13 protein-coding genes are annotated in these 17,450 nt (G+C 57.8%); 3 read left to right on the forward strand and 10 right to left on the reverse strand.

The annotated features are described in order from the left end of the window. Nucleotides 1–112: 112 nt before the first annotated feature. The 6 genes from GRX76_RS14735 to GRX76_RS14765 all read right to left on the reverse strand — a co-directional run bounded on the left by GRX76_RS14735 (nt 113) and on the right by GRX76_RS14765 (nt 7,215). Nucleotides 113–634, reverse strand: a complete 522-nt coding sequence (locus tag GRX76_RS14735) for an SMI1/KNR4 family protein (RefSeq protein ID WP_160154007.1) — start codon at nt 632–634, stop codon at nt 113–115. Beyond that, complete coding sequence (locus tag GRX76_RS14740; RefSeq protein ID WP_160154008.1) at nt 634–2,193, reverse strand: HNH endonuclease; 1,560 nt, start codon at nt 2,191–2,193, stop codon at nt 634–636. Before GRX76_RS14740 ends, GRX76_RS14735 begins: the two co-directional genes overlap by 1 nt. A gap of 255 nt (nt 2,194–2,448) precedes the next feature. Further along, a complete protein-coding gene (locus GRX76_RS14745; RefSeq protein WP_370463928.1) occupies nt 2,449–3,012 on the reverse strand; it encodes an O-acetyl-ADP-ribose deacetylase in 564 nt (187 codons plus the stop codon). 14 nt (nt 3,013–3,026) lie between these two features. Then, nucleotides 3,027–4,502 (reverse strand): sodium/proline symporter PutP, encoded by a 1,476-nt coding sequence (putP, locus tag GRX76_RS14750; RefSeq protein WP_160154010.1) that lies wholly within the window; start codon nt 4,500–4,502, stop codon nt 3,027–3,029. A 796-nt stretch (nt 4,503–5,298) separates the two neighbouring features. Next, the gene (gene ttcA, locus GRX76_RS14760; RefSeq protein ID WP_160154011.1) at nt 5,299–6,240 is read right to left on the reverse strand and encodes a tRNA 2-thiocytidine(32) synthetase TtcA; all 942 of its coding nucleotides are present in this window, start codon (nt 6,238–6,240) and stop codon (nt 5,299–5,301) included. Nucleotides 6,241–6,498: 258 nt separating this feature from the next. Beyond that, on the reverse strand, nt 6,499–7,215 hold the full coding sequence (locus tag GRX76_RS14765) for an arylesterase (protein WP_160154012.1): 717 nt from the start codon (nt 7,213–7,215) through the stop codon (nt 6,499–6,501). Between the two features lie 55 nt (nt 7,216–7,270). Between GRX76_RS14765 and GRX76_RS14770 the strand changes: the two genes are divergently transcribed. The 3 genes from GRX76_RS14770 to bioA all read left to right on the forward strand — a co-directional run bounded on the left by GRX76_RS14770 (nt 7,271) and on the right by bioA (nt 11,963). Continuing rightward, nucleotides 7,271–8,023, forward strand: a complete 753-nt coding sequence (locus tag GRX76_RS14770) for an ABC transporter ATP-binding protein (protein ID WP_160154013.1) — start codon at nt 7,271–7,273, stop codon at nt 8,021–8,023. Continuing rightward, nucleotides 8,023–10,476, forward strand: a complete 2,454-nt coding sequence (locus GRX76_RS14775; protein ID WP_160154014.1) for an ABC transporter permease — start codon at nt 8,023–8,025, stop codon at nt 10,474–10,476. Before GRX76_RS14770 ends, GRX76_RS14775 begins: the two co-directional genes overlap by 1 nt. Nucleotides 10,477–10,691: 215 nt before the next feature. Next, entirely contained in the window at nt 10,692–11,963 is a 1,272-nt protein-coding gene (gene bioA, locus GRX76_RS14780) for an adenosylmethionine--8-amino-7-oxononanoate transaminase (protein WP_160154015.1), read from the forward strand. A 12-nt stretch (nt 11,964–11,975) separates the two neighbouring features. Here the strand turns inward: bioA and GRX76_RS14785 are convergent, their stop codons facing one another. The 4 genes from GRX76_RS14785 to GRX76_RS14800 form a co-directional block, all read right to left on the reverse strand. Further along, nucleotides 11,976–13,673 (reverse strand): glycoside hydrolase 43 family protein, encoded by a 1,698-nt coding sequence (locus GRX76_RS14785; protein ID WP_160154016.1) that lies wholly within the window; start codon nt 13,671–13,673, stop codon nt 11,976–11,978. 222 nt (nt 13,674–13,895) lie between these two features. Then, nucleotides 13,896–14,522 (reverse strand): thioredoxin family protein, encoded by a 627-nt coding sequence (locus GRX76_RS14790; RefSeq protein ID WP_160154017.1) that lies wholly within the window; start codon nt 14,520–14,522, stop codon nt 13,896–13,898. A 55-nt stretch (nt 14,523–14,577) separates the two neighbouring features. Further along, nucleotides 14,578–16,605: a protein-disulfide reductase DsbD gene (locus GRX76_RS14795; protein ID WP_236250387.1), complete on the reverse strand. Its 2,028-nt coding sequence runs from the start codon at nt 16,603–16,605 to the stop codon at nt 14,578–14,580. 243 nt (nt 16,606–16,848) lie between these two features. Further along, nucleotides 16,849–17,373, reverse strand: coding sequence for a hypothetical protein (locus tag GRX76_RS14800; protein WP_160154018.1), 525 nt, complete (start codon nt 17,371–17,373; stop codon nt 16,849–16,851). Nucleotides 17,374–17,450: the final 77 nt, after the last annotated feature.

The following is a 17,450-nucleotide window of genomic DNA, read 5'->3' on the forward strand; positions in this document are numbered from 1 at the left end:
ATGGTACAGTAGAACCAGCCCAGACCAAACAGTCACAAACTCGTAAATTCCCTTATTCCAAGTTTGTGAAAAGCGCAAAAAAGGCGGTTACACGGAACACTGGGCATCTGTATTAAAAATCCAGAAATGAACCCGACTCATCGATTTCTCTTTTATCTGAATTTTGCATATCATCGGGCAGAAGTCCTTCGATAAAATTGTTAACGCTCTCCGCAACCTCAAACAAAGAATGATCTTCAATTTCCGCTTCGTGAAACCAAAAGTAAACTTTTCCAGACGCGCGCGATAAACATACTTGGTTTCCCCCAACAGACTCACCAATAACAACGCACTCCTTGGGTATCTGCCCCTTATACATTTTATTTCGACTAACAAGGTTTGAATCACCTTGCAGTCCATACAGCATTTCTAAAGACTGAAAGCCGTCAGTATTATCTACTGGTGATTTCTCTACCGGCTTATATATTGCACCATGGTCAAAAACTATTGAGTTTTCATAACTCTCTAATACTGACCTATAACTATCCGAAAACTTAACATTTAATTCAGATTCAACCTGAGAAATGGACAACTTATCTTGAGAGCCATCTTTTAAAGACCTCGCCCCAAGGCTTTTTAAACTTTCTATCAACATTAAAAACCTCCTCTAAGGTCAGATGCAGACCCGATGTGCGGTATATTGCCATGTAACTTTGAAGGCACAAACTGTATTGTTTCGTTATCTAAATGATGCGGCGTTAAACCGGCCTCCTTTAAGTAATTCTTGGCGGCATTTGGGCTTGATAAGCCCTTTTGCTTAGCGACATACTCATAAACCGCATCAAAATCTGCCTTACTTCCATCCAATTGGCCTGGTTTAAACTTAACTTGACCTTTAGCCCAGGGAGTAAACACAGGTCGCCCATTAGCAAATTCAATGGGCTTGCCGCCAGTAATTTCATTAACCTCATCAATATTTGAATGCCAAAAGCCATTACCTGGCTCCCCGTCCCATCTGCCATTCGTTCTAGGCAATCTAGTTTTTGGGTTAAGTTTTGGATTACTAGGGACGTTACTATCACTGCTCCTACCTCTGGGAGGGCTGGCCCTTTGTGTAGCCGCCTGGTTTATCGGTGCTTCAGGTGCCGAGACTTCTATAGTTTCAAATTTCGAAAATGATGCCGCTTCCGACTTGGCACCACGCGCCTTCTTCAACGCATTGCGACGCTTCTGGTATTTGGCAAAATCCAGCATCAAATCGCCAACGTCTTTGAAACGGGCCAGTAAGCGGCCATTCTTCGCCATGGCCGTAACGCCACCGACACCGCCAGTGAAGGCGGCCAGGACGATGGTTAGGATGATTTCGAATACACCACCACCGGCAAATTCAGTCATTTCCAGGCTGTGTTGCGCCTTGACGTAGTCTTTGGCAAAGCGGGTTATATCACTGCGCAATGCGCTGTCGTCGTATATCAGATGCGCGACTTCAAAAGCCTGCTGCAGCTGCTCTGCTGTAATGGTGCTCGGATCAAACCCCAGAACATCCACCAACTCTTTTTTAACTTTGCCGAGATATTCTTTCGAGGACTGTTCGAAGCTTTTGTCGTGAACGTAATAGTCGTAGGTGGCGCTCAGCATTTGGGTCTGCTGGCGAATGGGATTCACCAGCATTGCCACTTCGGCAATGTCCTTGGTCCACACCGCCAAGTCCCACGCGCCCTGCCCGAGTGCACTGCCAAATTTCCCCACATAAGCGCCGGCCTTTTCCAGACTGCTACGCTTGCTGTGTACCGCTTCAATTCGCGCGGCTTCTGCCCGCTCTTCGGCAATAATTTTCTGCAGCCCCATGCGAATACGGCCGCGCAGGTTTGTCTGCCGCTCGTCCAGTACACCCTCGCCGTGGGGGGCTTCTTCGATCAGCAGTCGGTGCTGCTTGACGGCGAGATATACCGCCCGGTGCTCGTCGCTAAAATGCCCGGGCGCGGCGGGGTACTGGTGGGTGTGCAGCAGGTCTTGACCAGAGAATGCCTGATCAAGCGATTGGCTGAGGGTGGCTTTCGCCAGAAATTGCTCAAAAATCTGGTCGAGCGCGGAGGTGGGAAATGAGGCAAGCAGCTCTGCGGACAGATCGTTTTCAAAAATGGTCGGCGCACTGGACCAACCAGCACTTACCCGATAGCGGTCGCCGCGCTGGTTCTCAACGTAAATCTGCATGAATTTTCCCTTTCATAACGCACAGTACGCCGTGGCCCGGTGAGTACCACTGGCGTGAATCCTTAAGAGGGAAATTCTAAAAGAAGTGCACAGCCCGGCAAAGCCAAGGGCTGTGATGAATTGCGTTAATTCGGGAATTTTTCTGGAAAAACGCGGTGTGCCCTTGCTGACTGTTACGGCAGTGCCAATTAGCAGTCAGTTTTTCAGGGCAGCCAATAAAAATCTGCGCGATCGACACCCGCTAATTGGTACGCTTTAGCGGCGCACGCAGGCGTCCAGCTGCATCCGGTAGAGTTCTGCCATGTCTTCGTCCATACAACAGAAAATAACGTGTCGGGGGCCGCCTTCGCGATCCAGGTGGTTCTGCACCTGTTCTACCGCAATCTCAACAGCAAGTTCAGGGGGGTAATCGTAGACGCCGCAACTGATGGCAGGAAACGCAATTGAATGAACATTCTCTCGGCGGGCCAGGGCCAGGCATTGGCGGTAGCAAGTGGCAAGCAGTTCGGGCTCACCCAGATTGCCGCCTCGCCACACCGGACCAACGGTGTGGTAGATACGTTTGACCGGCAAACGGAATCCAGGAGTGCTGCGTACATCTCCTACGGGGCAGCCGCCGATCTGGCGGCAGGCTTCGAGCAATTCGGGGCCGGCGGCGCGGTGTATGGCGCCATCTACACCACCACCGCCCAGGAGCCTTTGGTTGGCTGCGTTGACGATTACATCTACGTGCAACCGAGTGATATCACCGAGGTGTACTTCGATCACTCTATTTACTCCAGCCGCGGCACCACCGTTCAATTGCGCAACGTTGCGCACGCACTGTGATCAGGCTACTGCTTTTGCCCCAGCAACTGACGGTGGCGCGTTGATATTTCCTCAGGGCAATGCGTCACAGCACTTACTAAAACAATAGCAGCTGCGGAGAGCACAAAGCCCGGTAACAGCTCGTATAGATCAAAGATGCCACCTGACAGCTGTTTCCAGATCACAACGGTTATACCCCCCACCAAGACACCGGCGATGGCTCCGGCGCCAGTCATCCGCGACCAGTAGAGACTGATCAGAATCGCCGGACCAAAAGCGGCACCCAATCCCGCCCAGGCATAGGCCACCACATCCAGTACTTTGGAGCCTGGGTCCATGGCCACGCCTACCGCAATCAGCGACAGCGCCACGACTGCCCAGCGACCCACCTGCACCAGGCTCTCGGAAGAAACCGCGCGGCCGAACCAAACGTGATAGATATCCTCCGCCAGGGCAGCGGACGACACCAGCAACTGTGAATCCGCAGTACTCATAATGGCAGACAGGATGGCCGCCAGCAGAATTCCCGCCACCAGCGGGTGGAACAGCGCCTCTACCAGCGCCATGAAAATACGCTCACCATCCGGAATCGTCTGCGCGAGCTCCAGGTGCCCAAAGAGCCCAACCGCCATGGCGCCAAGAAAGCCCGCCAAAGACCAGACCGCAGCAACCGTTGCCGCGGCCGGCATATCATCCGGGTGCCGCAGTGCTTTGAAGCGCGCCAGGATATGCGGCTGACCGAAGTAGCCAAGCCCCCACGCCAGGGAACTGAGAATGGCTGCAACAGAGAGCGCCTTGCCTGTATTGTCCGACATCCAGTGCATCAGCTCCGGGTGCTGCTGCTCCATGGAGGCCCAGGCGGTGCTAAATCCTCCCTCATCGGAAATCACCATCACGGGAACAATGACCAGCGCCAAACTCATCAAAAGCCCCTGGAAAACGTCCGTCCAGGAAACCGCAAGAAAGCCCCCAAACAGTGTGTAGGAAATCACCGCGATGGCGCCGATAACAACTGCCCACTGGTAATCCCAGCCAAATACCGTCTCAAACAGCTTGCCACCGGCGATCAGGCCGGACGCTACATAGAACAAGAAGAACAGCAAAATGAAGATGGCGCACACCGTGCGCAGATAAGGGTGCGCCAGGTTAAACCGTCGATGCAGGTAGGCCGGCACGGTAAGGGCGTCATCCAGCGCATAGGTGTAAATGCGCAAACGCCGCGCCATGGTAGTCCAGCTGAGCACAATGCCGCTGAATAGGCCAATCGCAATCCACCCGGACGACAACCCGGTCGCATAAGCCGCACCCGGCAGCCCCAGCAGCAACCAGCCGCTCATGTCAGAGGCGCCGGCACTCAGCGCCGCAACCGCCGGTGGCAGTGAACGGCCACCAAGAAAATAATCACTGGCATTCTTGGTGCGCTGGTAAGCGTAAACACCAATCGCCAGAATAAGTGCCAGATAGGCGATGAAAGTAAGAGCGACAAGCCATTGTCCAGGCATGTGGGATTCCCCGTCAGATTTGGCAGATAAAGCCCTCTTTGGCGAAAGAATAGGCTGAATCCGTCGTTATTGGTCTTTATTGCGCGTAAATCTACCCATTTGCTGGCGTTTGCTCAATCGGCAAACTAAACCAAGGGTGAGAGTACAGATATTGGAAGATGCCACGGATCGGCGTATCCATACCAAGCAGTAAGGGAATATCGAGACATTATGGGTATTTGTTTAGACGAACTCCGGGTACTGGTGATTCGTCCCACGTTAAAGCAATTGCGTGCCTGGTCACCGGGGATGGAAGCCCTGCTGCTGGGTACCGCAGCCCAGGAATCCGAACTGGGATTCCACCTCAAGCAGGGCCGCCGCCACGGCATGGGCATCTTCCAGATATTGCCCAGTACCCACCGACAGATCTGGGATAAATACCTCATCAACTTCCCCCCGCTCGCCTCCAAAGTACGCGGACTCGCCAGCCAGCGCGACTTCCTGCAACACCCCCACGCCGAACTTGCCACCAACCTGCGCTACGCCACCGCCATCGCCTGGCTGGTTTACCGCGCCGCCGGTGTAGAGAAAGTGGAGAGCGGAGACCTACCGCGCATGGCCAAACTCTGGAAAAAACACTTCCACCACGGCCCCAGTGCCAAGCTGCGGGACTTTGTCGACAGCTACTGCAAACTGATCAACCCGCTCGAAAACACCCCGGCCGAAAACGAAACAGCCGCAGTAAAAACCGCGGCTGTCAAAGACGTCAGCAGTGCGAACACCGACACGCTACTGATCGAGGATGGGGATGACGGGGCTACAGATTGCGCGCCTCGATATACATCGGCTGCGCAGCCTTCTCCTCAACTTCCGGACCCTCCTCGCGAGCATCTTCCGGAATCCAGGAATCCACGTACTGCTCGATCGCACGCGCGTCCACCTCAGGCGCGGGTTTAGAACGATCCAGCTCCAGACTCTCGAAATCGTACAGATCCCGGTCAGCCAACTGCGACGGTGACACCCGTGTCAGCGCGGCAAAAATATTGTCACTGCGACCGGGAAACTTACGATCCCACTCGTTCAACATCCCCTTGATCGCCTGCCGCTGCAGGTTCTCCTGACTACCGCACAAGTTGCACGGAATAATCGGGAACTGCTTGTGATCCGCAAACGCAATCAGATCCGTCTCGCGGCAATAGGCCAACGGGCGAATCACGATATTGCGCCCATCGTCCGCACGCAGTTTCGGCGGCATCGCCTTCAGGCGACCGCCGTAAAACATATTCAGGAATAACGTCTCGACGATATCATCCTTGTGATGGCCCAGCGCCACCTTGGTCGCCCCGATCTCCTCCGCAAAACCATACAGGGTTCCGCGGCGCAGGCGCGAGCACAGACCACACGTCGTCTTACCCTCTGGCACCACCTCCTTCACCACACTGTAAGTGTCCTTATTCACAATGTGATAAGGCACCCCGATGGACTGCAGGTACTCCGGCAGAATGTGCTCCGGGAAACCCGGCTGCTTCTGATCCATATTCACCGCCACCAGCTCAAAGTGCACCGGAGCGGTCTTCTGCAGGTTCATCAGGATTTCCAGCATCGCGTAGGAATCCTTGCCCCCGGACAGGCACACCATCACCTTGTCGCCCTCTTCAATCATATTGAAGTCAGCGATCGCCTTGCCCACATTGCGGCGCAGACGTTTTTGCAGCTTGTTGAATTCCAGCCGCTCGCGGCGGTTTTCCAGATCAGACATGGGTAAATCTCGAAAAAAACTTGAGGTATTACGCGCGGGTCAGGTAGTAGAGAAATCTACCATGCGAAGGCGCTGGCACCGGGGAAGCCATTGCGGGACCGTCTGTGGCCATGGATGGCCACAGCCGAGCGTTCAGGGATGAACTCGTAGCGTGTCCCGCAATGGCTTCCCCGGTGGCAGTGCCGCCCCGGAACCATCTACGGAGCCCCACCACCAGATGAGACCCCAAAATTCAGGCGGCGATTGTACGCTTTCCGCTCAAGAAGTGCACAAGCTATCGGACCGGGTGTCCACATTGCCTTTCAATATCGTCTCCAGGCAGGGCCACACATGATCCAGCAGCGCCGGCTGTGCATTCGCCGTAGGGTGAATCCCATCCCGCTGCATCGCCCCCTCCACCAGCGCCACCGTCTCCAGGAAGAAAGGCACCAGCGGCACCCCCTGCTCCTCAGCCACCTTCGGATACACCGCCGCAAACGCCCGGGTATACGCCTTGCCGTAATTCGGCGGCATCTGCATCCCCAACAACAGCACCTCAGCGCCGCCCTCCCGGGCCAACTGCACCATCCGCACCAGATTCTGCTGCAACGCCCGCGGCGGATAGCCCCGCAGGCCATCGTTACCACCCAGCTCCACCACCAGCCAGTCAGGCCCATGCTCACTCAACAGCCGCGGCAACCGGGCCAGACCACCGGCCGACGTCTCCCCACTGATACTGGCATTCACCACCTTCACCGCCAGCTCCTGCTCCGCCAGCCGGTCGCGCAACAGCTGAACCCAGCCCTCGCGCTCATCAATACCGTAAGCCGCACTGATACTGTCCCCCAGCACCAGCAGCGTCTTCTGCCCACCCGCACTCTGTTGATCCGCCCTGTGTTCATCCGCCTTAAGCGCCGCTGCGTATAACAACACGATCAACAGCAAACCACGCGCGATAAAACCGGGGGCGAGATACCGGAAAAAAACTGCCGCCATGTCATACTCTCCACTTCTTAATGCGCACATTTTGCAGGAATTACAGGGACTTGCCATGTCAGTGATGCTCAAAGCCGAAAACCTTCACCATCGGGTCAGCACCAGTGAGGGCCCCCTGACACTCCTCAACGACATCTCACTGCAGCTGCCCGCAGGCCAGAGCCTCGCCATCACCGGTGCCTCGGGCTCCGGCAAATCCACACTCCTCGGCCTGCTGGCGGGCCTCGACCGCCCCACCGAGGGCAAAATCTGGCTCGCCGGTGAAGAAATCACCGCCATGGACGAAGAACAGCGCGCGGCGCTGCGCGCCCGTTGCGTTGGTTTCGTGTTCCAGACCTTCCAGCTGCTGCCCGGCCTCACCGCCCAGGAAAACGTCATGCTCCCCAGCGAGCTGCGCGGCGAGCGCAACGCTGGCAAACGCGCGGAAGAATTCCTCGAGCGCGTTGGCCTGGGTCATCGCCTGCACCACTACCCGCGCCAGCTCTCCGGCGGCGAGCAGCAACGGGTCGCCATTGCTCGCGCATTTTGCAGCATTGCCAACCAGGGTTCAGGCAGCGGCTCAGCGATAAATAACGGTATTCTGTTCGCCGACGAACCCACGGGCAGCCTCGACGCCAACAATGGCGAAAAGGTCATCGACCTGTTGTTCAACCTCAATGCCGAGACCGGCACCACCCTGGTCCTGGTGACCCATGAACACCGCCTCGCCGAACGTTGCGGTGCCCACCTGCGGATGGCCGCCGGCGAAATCACCACCGCAGACATCCCCGACAGCTACTTCGGAAATCAGCCGGAGGTATCCGCCTGATGCTGCCGCTGAAACTGCTGAGCCGCGACTGGCGCGGCGGCGAACTGGCACTGATCGCCACCGCTCTGGTGCTGGCCGTGAGCTGCGTAACTGCCATCGCCCACTTCTCAGACCGCCTGACCCGCGCCATGCACATCCAGTCCCAGAGCTTTCTGGCGGCAGAGCGCGTGGTGCAAAGCAGCAAGGAAGTGCCGCAGGTATGGTTGACCAAAGCCGATGAACTGGGCCTGAAGCAGGCGCAGACCACCGCCTTCGCCTCCATGCTCTCCGCCGGGGATGAGTTCCAGTTTGCCTCGGTAAAAGCCGTGACGGCGGGTTACCCCCTGGTGGGACACCTGGAAATGCGCGCTAACGCCAGCGAAGAATCCCGCGAGGTCCAGCAAGGTCCTGCGCCCGGCCAGGTATGGCTGGAAGCCCGCCTGTTGCCACTGATGAATCTGGCGATTGGCGACAGCCTGCAACTGGGTGACAGCGATTTCACTGTGGCCGGCATTCTCGACCACGAGCCGGACCGCGGCGCCAACCTCTTCTCCATGGGTGCGCGACTGATGATGCACCAGTCCGACCTGGCCGCCACCAACATTCTGCAGCCCGGTAGCCGCGTCACCTACCGCTATCTGTTTGCCGGCGACGACGCCGCGCTCAAACAATACTTCGACTGGCTCAAACCCCAGCTCACCGACCACCAGCGGGTGATCGACCTCGAGGAAGGCCAGCCGCGGGTTGCCCGCACCCTGGATCGTGCCGAGAGTTTCCTGTTTCTGGCCGCCAGCCTCGCAGTACTGCTCGCCAGCGTCGCCGTCGGTCTCGCCGCCCGCCGCTACGGCCTGCGCCACGCCAACTACGTCGCCGTCATGAAAAGCCTCGGCGCCGGCAAAAACAAAATCCTCGGTATCTATATCGGCCAGATGACCGCGCTGGCCCTGATCGCCACCGCCCTGGGGCTCGCCATCGGCTCATTGATCCAGTCTCAGGCGGTAAACCTGCTGCAAGGCTTCTTCCCGGTCACCCCACCCCCGAGTGGCCTGCAGCCGCTGCTGGTGGGCCTCGCCACCGGCATCGCCTGTGTTATTGGCTTTGCCCTACCACCCCTGTTCCGCCTGGCCCAGACCGACCCCATGCAGACCCTGCGCCAGGACTGGAGCAACCCGGACAAACGCGAATGGCTAGGCCTGATCCCCGGCCCGCTGTCCATGTTGCTGCTGATCTGGTGGCTCTCCGGCAGCATTGCCATCACCCTCGCCCTGCTCGCCGGCCTCGGCCTGCTGGTGGCCGGCGCTGCGGTGATCAATCGCCTGCTGGTACGCGGCCGCCTCGCCACCCTCGGCGGCAGCTGGCGCATCGCCCTCGGCAGCCTGCAGCGCCGCGCCGGCTTCAATACCCTGCTGATCGCCGCCTTCGGCACCGGCCTGCTCGCCATGCTCGCCATGTACTACGCGCGCACCGCGCTGATCGACGAATGGCAGATGCAACTACCGGAAAACGCCCCCAACCACTTCCTCGTCAACATCGCGCCCTACGAACTCGACGGCGTCAAACAGAAGATTGAGGGCAAAAACCTCGAAGGTACCGAGTTCTACCCCATGGTCCGCGGCCGCCTCATCGCCGTAAACGGCACCCCGGTAGAGGAACGGGAGCAGAAAGACGGCGCCATCCGCCGCGAGCTCAACCTCAGCTGGACCGACACCCTCCCCGCCGACAACAAAATCGTCGCCGGCAAATGGTGGAATGAAGAACTCAACGAAGGCGTTTCGGTCGAGGTCGAAGTCGCCGCACGCCTAGGCCTCAACATGGGCGACGTCCTGCGCTTCTCCATCGGCGGCCTGGAAACCGAAGCCACCATTACCAGCCTGCGCACCCTCGATTGGAACAGCATGCGCCCCAACTTCTTCATGCTGTTTGCCCCCGGCAGCCTCGACACCTTCCCCGCCACCTACATCCAGAGCTTCTACCTGCCGCCGGAAGACAAACTATTCGTCAATGAACTGGTAAAAAACTTCCCCAGCGTCAGCATCATCGAACTGGATAAAATCCTCGAAAACATCCGCGAAACCATCGGCCAGGTCGCCATCGCCGTAGAATCCGTACTCGCCCTCATGCTGGTCGCCGGCATCCTGGTACTGATCGCCGGCGTCCGCGCCAGCATCGCCGAACGCTTGCAGGAAGCCGCCGTCATCCGCACACTGGGTGGCCGCCGACAGCTGCTGATCAACAGCCTGATGATTGAATTCGGATTACTGGGTATTGCGGCGGGACTGCTTGCGGCCTTTGGTACCGAGGCCACACTGACAGTGCTCACCCAAAAAGTGTTTGATATGCCGTTCAGCTTCCACCCGGGACTGTGGCTGCTTGGCCCGCTCGCGGGCGCACTGCTGGTCGGTACTGCGGGGACACTGGCGTGTCGCAGTGCGGTTAGCCAGCCACCGTTGAAAGTCCTGCGGGAATTGGCCTGATTTCCGGCCTTCGCCGGAGTGGCGACAACCCGATTTATAAATCCGCTTACGAAGTACAAAAGTACGAAGCGAAGGCAGAGCGCCGGGGATGGGGTTTCAGGAGCGTCGCAAACAGGATGTTTGCGCCGCAGCGCCCAGGGATGGGTTTACAGCGGTCCTGAAACCCCATACCCGGTGCTTTGCCGCCACCAAACAAGACCAAAGCACAATACCGAATGATGGATTTACAGTTCGACAAAGACCACATCTGGCACCCCTACTCCTCCCTGATTAACCCTCCCCCGGTTTACCCCATCGAAAGAGCCGAGGGTGTAAGAATTTATCTGGAAGACGGCCGCGCACTGATCGACGGCATGAGTTCCTGGTGGAGCACCCTGCACGGCTACAAAGTTCCCGAACTGAACGCCGCCATGCAAAGCCAGATGGAAAAAATGAGTCACGTCATGTTCGGCGGCCTCACCCACGAGCCCGCCATCGAACTGTGCAAAAAGCTCGTCGCCCTCACCCCCGAGCCATTGCAAAAAGTCTTCCTCGCCGACTCCGGCTCCGTCTCCGTAGAAGTCGCCATCAAAATGGCCCTGCAATACTGGCACTCCCAGGGCAAACCGGAAAAAAATAAACTGCTGGCACTGCGCAACGGCTACCACGGCGACACCTTCGGCGCCATGGCCACCTGCGACCCCGTCACCGGCATGCACCACCTGTTCGCCAGCCAGCTCACTCAACACCTGTTCGCCCCGGCGCCAACGCCCAAATTCGACGAACCGTGCAGCGAACAGGACACCGCAGAACTGCAACGACTGATCGAGCAGAATCACCAGCAACTGGCCGCCGTCATCCTCGAGCCAATCGTCCAGGGCGCCGGCGGCATGCGCTTTTATTCCCCCGAATATTTAACCCGCGTACGCGAACTCTGCGATCAATACGACCTGCTGTTAATCGCCGACGAGATCGCCACCGGCTTCGGCCGCAGCGGCAAAATGTTTGCCTGTGAACATGCGGGCATCTCTCCAGACATTCTCACCTTGGGCAAAGCACTCACCGGCGGCACCATGACCCTTGCCGCGACGCTGTGCACCGACAAAGTCGCGAATGGTATCTGCAGCGGCGAAGCGGGCGTGTTCATGCATGGCCCCACGTTCATGGGTAATCCCATGGCCTGTGCCGTGGCCAACGCCAGCATTGACTTGTTGATGAAGCGCGACTGGCAACAGCAGGTCGACAACATCGAGCAGCAACTGAAGAGAGAACTGGCACCACTGCAAGACGCCAGCAGTGTTGCCGACGTGCGCGTACTGGGTGCGATTGGCGTTGTGGAAATGAAGCAGCCAGTGGACAACAAAACCCTGCAGGAAAGTCTGATCGAGCGCGGAATCTGGCTGCGCCCCTTTGGCAAACTGGTTTACACCATGCCCCCCTACATCATCGAGCCCGATGATCTCAGTTGCCTGACGGGGGCCATGGTGGAAACCTTGCAGCGACTCTGAAGCTTCCGCTACTCAGCCTGCGGGCGAAATAAAGCGGAATTCATCGACATCAATAAAGTTTTCCGCGTTCACTTGGGCGGCGTCATCGTTACGCAGGAAAAGACCGACCTTGGCGCCCACCCAGCGGCCGGCACGAGCCTGGAACAACTCCCCAAGCGTACGGAAGCGTCCGTCGGGCTTTTGATAACTGAACACCGTTTGCCCGCCCTGGCTCACCGTCATGCGCAGCGTTAACTTCTCGGCTTTGATCCGGGTGTGCGGCTGAAAGTGCTCACTACAGCCCATGCGGGCATCGCGGCAGCTCACTTCGCCAATTTCGATTTCGCCCGAAGCCGGCAGGTTTCTGAAACCAATCCAGGCGTAGTCCTCGCCAAACATCAACAGGCCGCCCTCTGCTTCACCCAGGGTTGCGGGGATTTCCAGCGTGGCCTGCAGGATAAACTCCGGTGCCGGAAGCTTCTGCAACAGCAGTGACGGCTGCATCCAGAGATTGTCACTGCCCGGGGCTATATTCTGTTGCGCGAATAGCCGCAGATAGCCTTCGCGCGCACTGAGGGAATACCAGCGATCCTCGTAGTTGGCATTCCACTGCCACGGCAATGCCAGTTCCTCACCCGAGAAATCATCCGCGAATGGGAGAGTTTTTACCGGGCCGGGCTTGGCCGTTGCGGGTTTGCGATAGCTGGTCACCGGGTTACCCACGCCATCGCCATCTTCGTCCGCGCCGATCACCGGCCAACCATCTTTCCACTGCATCGGTTGAAGGTGCACGATACGCCCGTATGGTCCCCGAGCCTGGAAATGCACAAACCAGTCCTCACCGGCCGGGGTGTGCACCCAGGAACCCTGGTGCGGTCCATTGGTGATGCTGTCACCCTGCTCCATCACAATACGATCCTCGTAGGGACCGTAAATATTCTTTGCACGGAAAACCGACTGCCAGCCCACCGGCACACCACCGGCCGGCGCAAACACGTAATAGTATTCTCCGCGCTTGTAAAACTTCGGGCCTTCCAGAGTGCGGTAGCCTTCCAGCTCGTGGCCATTGATGACGACCTGTCCTTCCGGCTCCACTTCGGTGGCGTCCGCGGACATCTTGTGCAGCGTCAGAATATTGTTCTTGCCCGCACGGCTCTTGGCCCAACCGTGCAATAGATAAGCCTGGCCATCGTCGTCCCACAACGGTGTCGGATCGATAAGTCCCTTACCGGGCAGGATCAATTCCGGCACACTCCAGCCCAGCTTCGGATCGGTGGTATTGATCATGTAAATGCCGAAATCCGGGTCGGGAAAGAAGATCCACACTTTTCCATCGTGGTAGCGGATATTTGGTGCCCAGATACCGTTGCCATGTTGCGGCCTGGCAAATACGTCGGCCGGCACATTTTTGTCCACCGCGTACCCGGCCAGCTCCCAGTTCACCAGATCTGTTGAGTGCAGTATCGGCAGGCCCGGTGAGGCATTGAAGCTAGACGCGGTTATATAAAAATCGTCCCCCACCGCCACCACATCCGGGTCGGAATAGTCCGCGTACAACACCGGGTTTTTATAGCGGCCATTGCCAAGATCCGCCTGCCACGGAGCACTGCGCTCACTGGCCAGATCAGATTCGTGATCTCTGGCTTTTTCGTTGTTATCACAACCGCTGAGTGTAAAAACTAAGAGCAACGTCGAGAGCGCCGGCCGCACAAGGCTCACATCAAACTTCATGGTCTTCCCGTCTTCTTATCGCTATTTATGCTGGAGAGCTGGGCCAAGACGGCCTCAGAAATTGGTCGACCATCTTATCTTTGGTCAGGCCAAAACCCCAATATCATCGCGATGCAGGATCAGGGAAATAAGAGATGTGAATAGCGCACAGAAAAGGCGTGGAGGTGCGTAGGGAGAGAGGTCACCGCTCAAATATTGAGTGGCGACCCTTTGCTAAGAAAATCAGTACTTAACGCTGCAACCGTAAGCGCGGGAGGAAGCCACTTCAATCGCACCGCCAGTCATAGACGCATCCAACGCGGCAGCCACGTAATTGGCGGATTGGGGGATTACCGCAGGGTTTGCCGAGTCGTTATCGTCGATCGCACCCGCGTAAACCACCTGCCCTTCGGGGTTGATAATAAACATATGCGGAGTGGTCTTGGCCCCGTAAGCTCGGCCCATGCTGCCATCGACATCCAGCAGGAAAGGCGCGCTGGCCTTCAGTTTGTGGCTCTCCGCCACGGCCACCGCCTGCGCTGGCTCCAGGTAACCCTGCTTGCCTTTCGCGGAAGAGATCACCGTCAGCCAGTTAATGTCCTGGCCGGTGTACTTTTCCTGCAGCGCCTGCATATTGCCGCTACCGTAGTGTTTCTTCACATAGGGACAATCTTTATTGAACCACTCCAGCACCAGCCACTGGCCCTTGTAATCCTCCAGGCTGTGGGTTTTACCGACCGCATCTATCTCGGAGAAAGCCGGGGCTTTTTCGCCCGGGGTGGCCGCGGCCATGACCAGTGCCGGGGCGGTAATCAACAATGCGCCCAGGGTATTCAACAGCCGTTTTACTCGAACTTTTTGCATCTTCATAAAACCGTCCTCTTTCCTGTTATTTCTTGTTTGCGATCACTTACCTGTCAATGGACTACTCAACGTCTGAGCCTAAATTGCTGGCAAACAGCGCCTCGATCATGCTCAGCTGTAAAATCTGCGGCAACAACACCGGGGTTTTCTCTCCCGGCGCGTACCAGGCGTACACCGGAACCGAATTGCGTCCAAGCTGGGCCAGCGCCGCGGTGATCGCCGGATCCTGATCGGTCCAATCCGCCCGTACAAGGTAGACATTATTCTTTGCAAACAGTGCAGCCGCCGCATCGGTATCCAGCACCAGCTTCTTGTTCACCTGACAGGTGATGCACCAGGCGGCGGTGAAATCAATAAACACGCCCTGCCCCTGCGTGAACGCTTGGTTGATGGCGGTCTTGTCGTAGGGTTGCCAAGCACCCGCCGCGGAACTGACCTTGGCCTCTGGCGGTGACTGGTGATCTTGCAGATATCTGGCGCCAAACAACCCCAGGACAATTACCGCCAGCACCGATAGCCAGGCGAACAGTTTGCCAAACCGGTGCAGGTGTTGTGCCAGCCACAGGGCCAGCACCACGGCCAGCATGACCAGACTGCCCAGCAGCCAGCCATCTTCACCCACCAGGCGACCCAGTACCCACAGCAGCCAGATCACCGTGGCATACAACGGAAAAGCGAGAAACTGGCGCAGGGTTTCCATCCAGGGTCCCGGCTGTGGCAGGCGCTGGAGCAGTGCGGGGAAAACACACAACAACACAAACGGCAGTGCCAGGCCGATACCCAGGCCGATAAAAATCGCCATGGCCGAAAGGGTTGGCAACAGGGTTGCCGCACCCAACGCAGCGCCCATAAATGGCCCCGTACAGGGTGCAGCGACAAACACCGCCAACACACCGGTGGCAAAACTGCCGCCGCGACTGTGCCCGGCGAGGTTCATCAGTCGGTGGCCGAACTCGTAAACCCCGCTGAACGACAACGCCATCAGCCAAAACAGCAGGATCAGCGCTAGTACCACCGGTGCCGACTGCAACTGGAAACCCCAGCCGATGGCCGCACCACCGGCGCGCAGCGCCAGCAGCAGCCCGCCCAGCAAAGCAAAGGTCACCAGCACACCCGCGCCGTAGAGCGCGCCCGCTTTTATCCGCTCCTGCGGGCCTGTGCCGGGCCCCATCAGGCCGAAAAGTTTGATCGACAACACCGGAAATACGCAGGGCATCAGATTCAGAATGGCGCCGCCGGCAATGGCGGCCAGTATCAATAACCAGAGAGGCTGACCGCCGTCGACCGCCAGTGGTGCGCTGGCGACGGACTGGATTTCGAGGTCGTCCAGCTGCCAGGCGCGTGTGCCGTCGCTGACGACAAACCCGGTGGTCGGCGACGCTGCTGGCAGGAGCGGTGCCCCGGGCACGCGCTCGAATGTATAGCGAAGGGTGTTACCCGATTGTTCTATCTGCGGCGCCTTTGCGGTCAGCAGAGCGCCATCGAGAGGGAATACTTCCGGAGGCGTCGGTTCTGCGCCGTCGCTGCCCGCGGCCAATTCCAGTTGCAGCGTGTCCTGCTCGGCGGCCGCAGTAACCCGCTGCACCGACCAGGGAAAGCTGGCGGAAGTTGCGGTTTGCGGTACCTGCGCCGCAAACCGGTCGCGCAGCGCGAGATCCTTTGGCACCCACTGCACCTCGTCTGCAACTGCGCGCGACAAGGACATATTGCCGTAGCCCGGAATGCAATCCACCTTGCACACCAGCCATTCCAGATTCACCACCAGCTCCATGCGCGGTGCATCGGGTGTTACCTGGAACAGGTAGGCGACGTCACCTTCGTAGCCGAGGTTGGTGAGATGCTCGATGGGCAGGCGCACGGGCGACGGCCACAGGATTTCCCCGACCTCACCACTGGCACCAACGAAATCGAAACGCGGTGCGGCACCGGAATCACCCGCATTGCGCCAGTACACATGCCAACCGGGGTCGACTTCAAAATAGAAACCGATGGTTTCGGTTGCCGGGCCAAATTGCTCCGGTGCCAGCCAGCGCACGCGGACATGATCCCCGCTGGCGGTTTCCTGAGCGTAAGCCTGAGCCTGACTCAATAAAAATGCCGCGCAGCAATACACCAGCCACAGCAGTGCACGGTTAAAAGAGTTTGGGGGTAATGTCCGCGTTAGCACGCAATCCTCGCCTGAGCCGAAAGCCTGAAATACCGTTTTCTACGATGGCATTCATTCAAATGGATTACGTCTGCGGCTGCAAGTCGGATACCGCAGTTCGCAACCGCTCAGGGGGCATGCTGATAACGGAAGTGCATCAAGTCACAGTGACACGTCAATTCGGCGTCAGTCACCGGGAAGATTCAGAATGGCCGAGATATGACTAATCTCCGACGCCAATCCAGCCACTGCCAGCGCCTCTATAATCTCGGCATCCTCCGCGCCGGCACTTCTAGCCGCGTCCAGAACTTTGTCACCGTGATCGTAAGGTGTGCTGTTGCCATGACGAGCCACTTCCAACAGGGCATGATCTTTTGGGTTGTAGTGCGCATGATCCGGATCCGTGCGGATCTTCAGCACCTCGTGGGGATCTACCCCCAATTTCTCCAGGGCATTACTGTGCAGGCGGATGCCGTAATCACTGTGCTCATCAGCGGCAACCATCAGCGCAATTCCTTCTTTTAATTGAGGTCTCAAATAGCCGGTCAACATCACGTGCTGATACCTGTTCCACAGCTGGGTAAGAAGCGTCGGATTATTCGCAAAAGCCCGAAACACCGCCGGAACAAACCCCAGCTGGGTACGGACTTCGCTCAATGTAGTGACGACCGCTTCATCGGAAGGTACTTCTACCAGGGGGATTCTGCTCATATTGACCTCCAGCGTTGCGGAGCCGGCCTTGGCTTATATCGAGACCAATCAAATGTGGTTGGCCACCCAAAATACTG

It is taken from the genome of Microbulbifer sp. ALW1 (genome assembly GCF_009903625.1).
In the GTDB taxonomy this organism is placed as follows: Bacteria; Pseudomonadota; Gammaproteobacteria; order Pseudomonadales; family Cellvibrionaceae; genus Microbulbifer.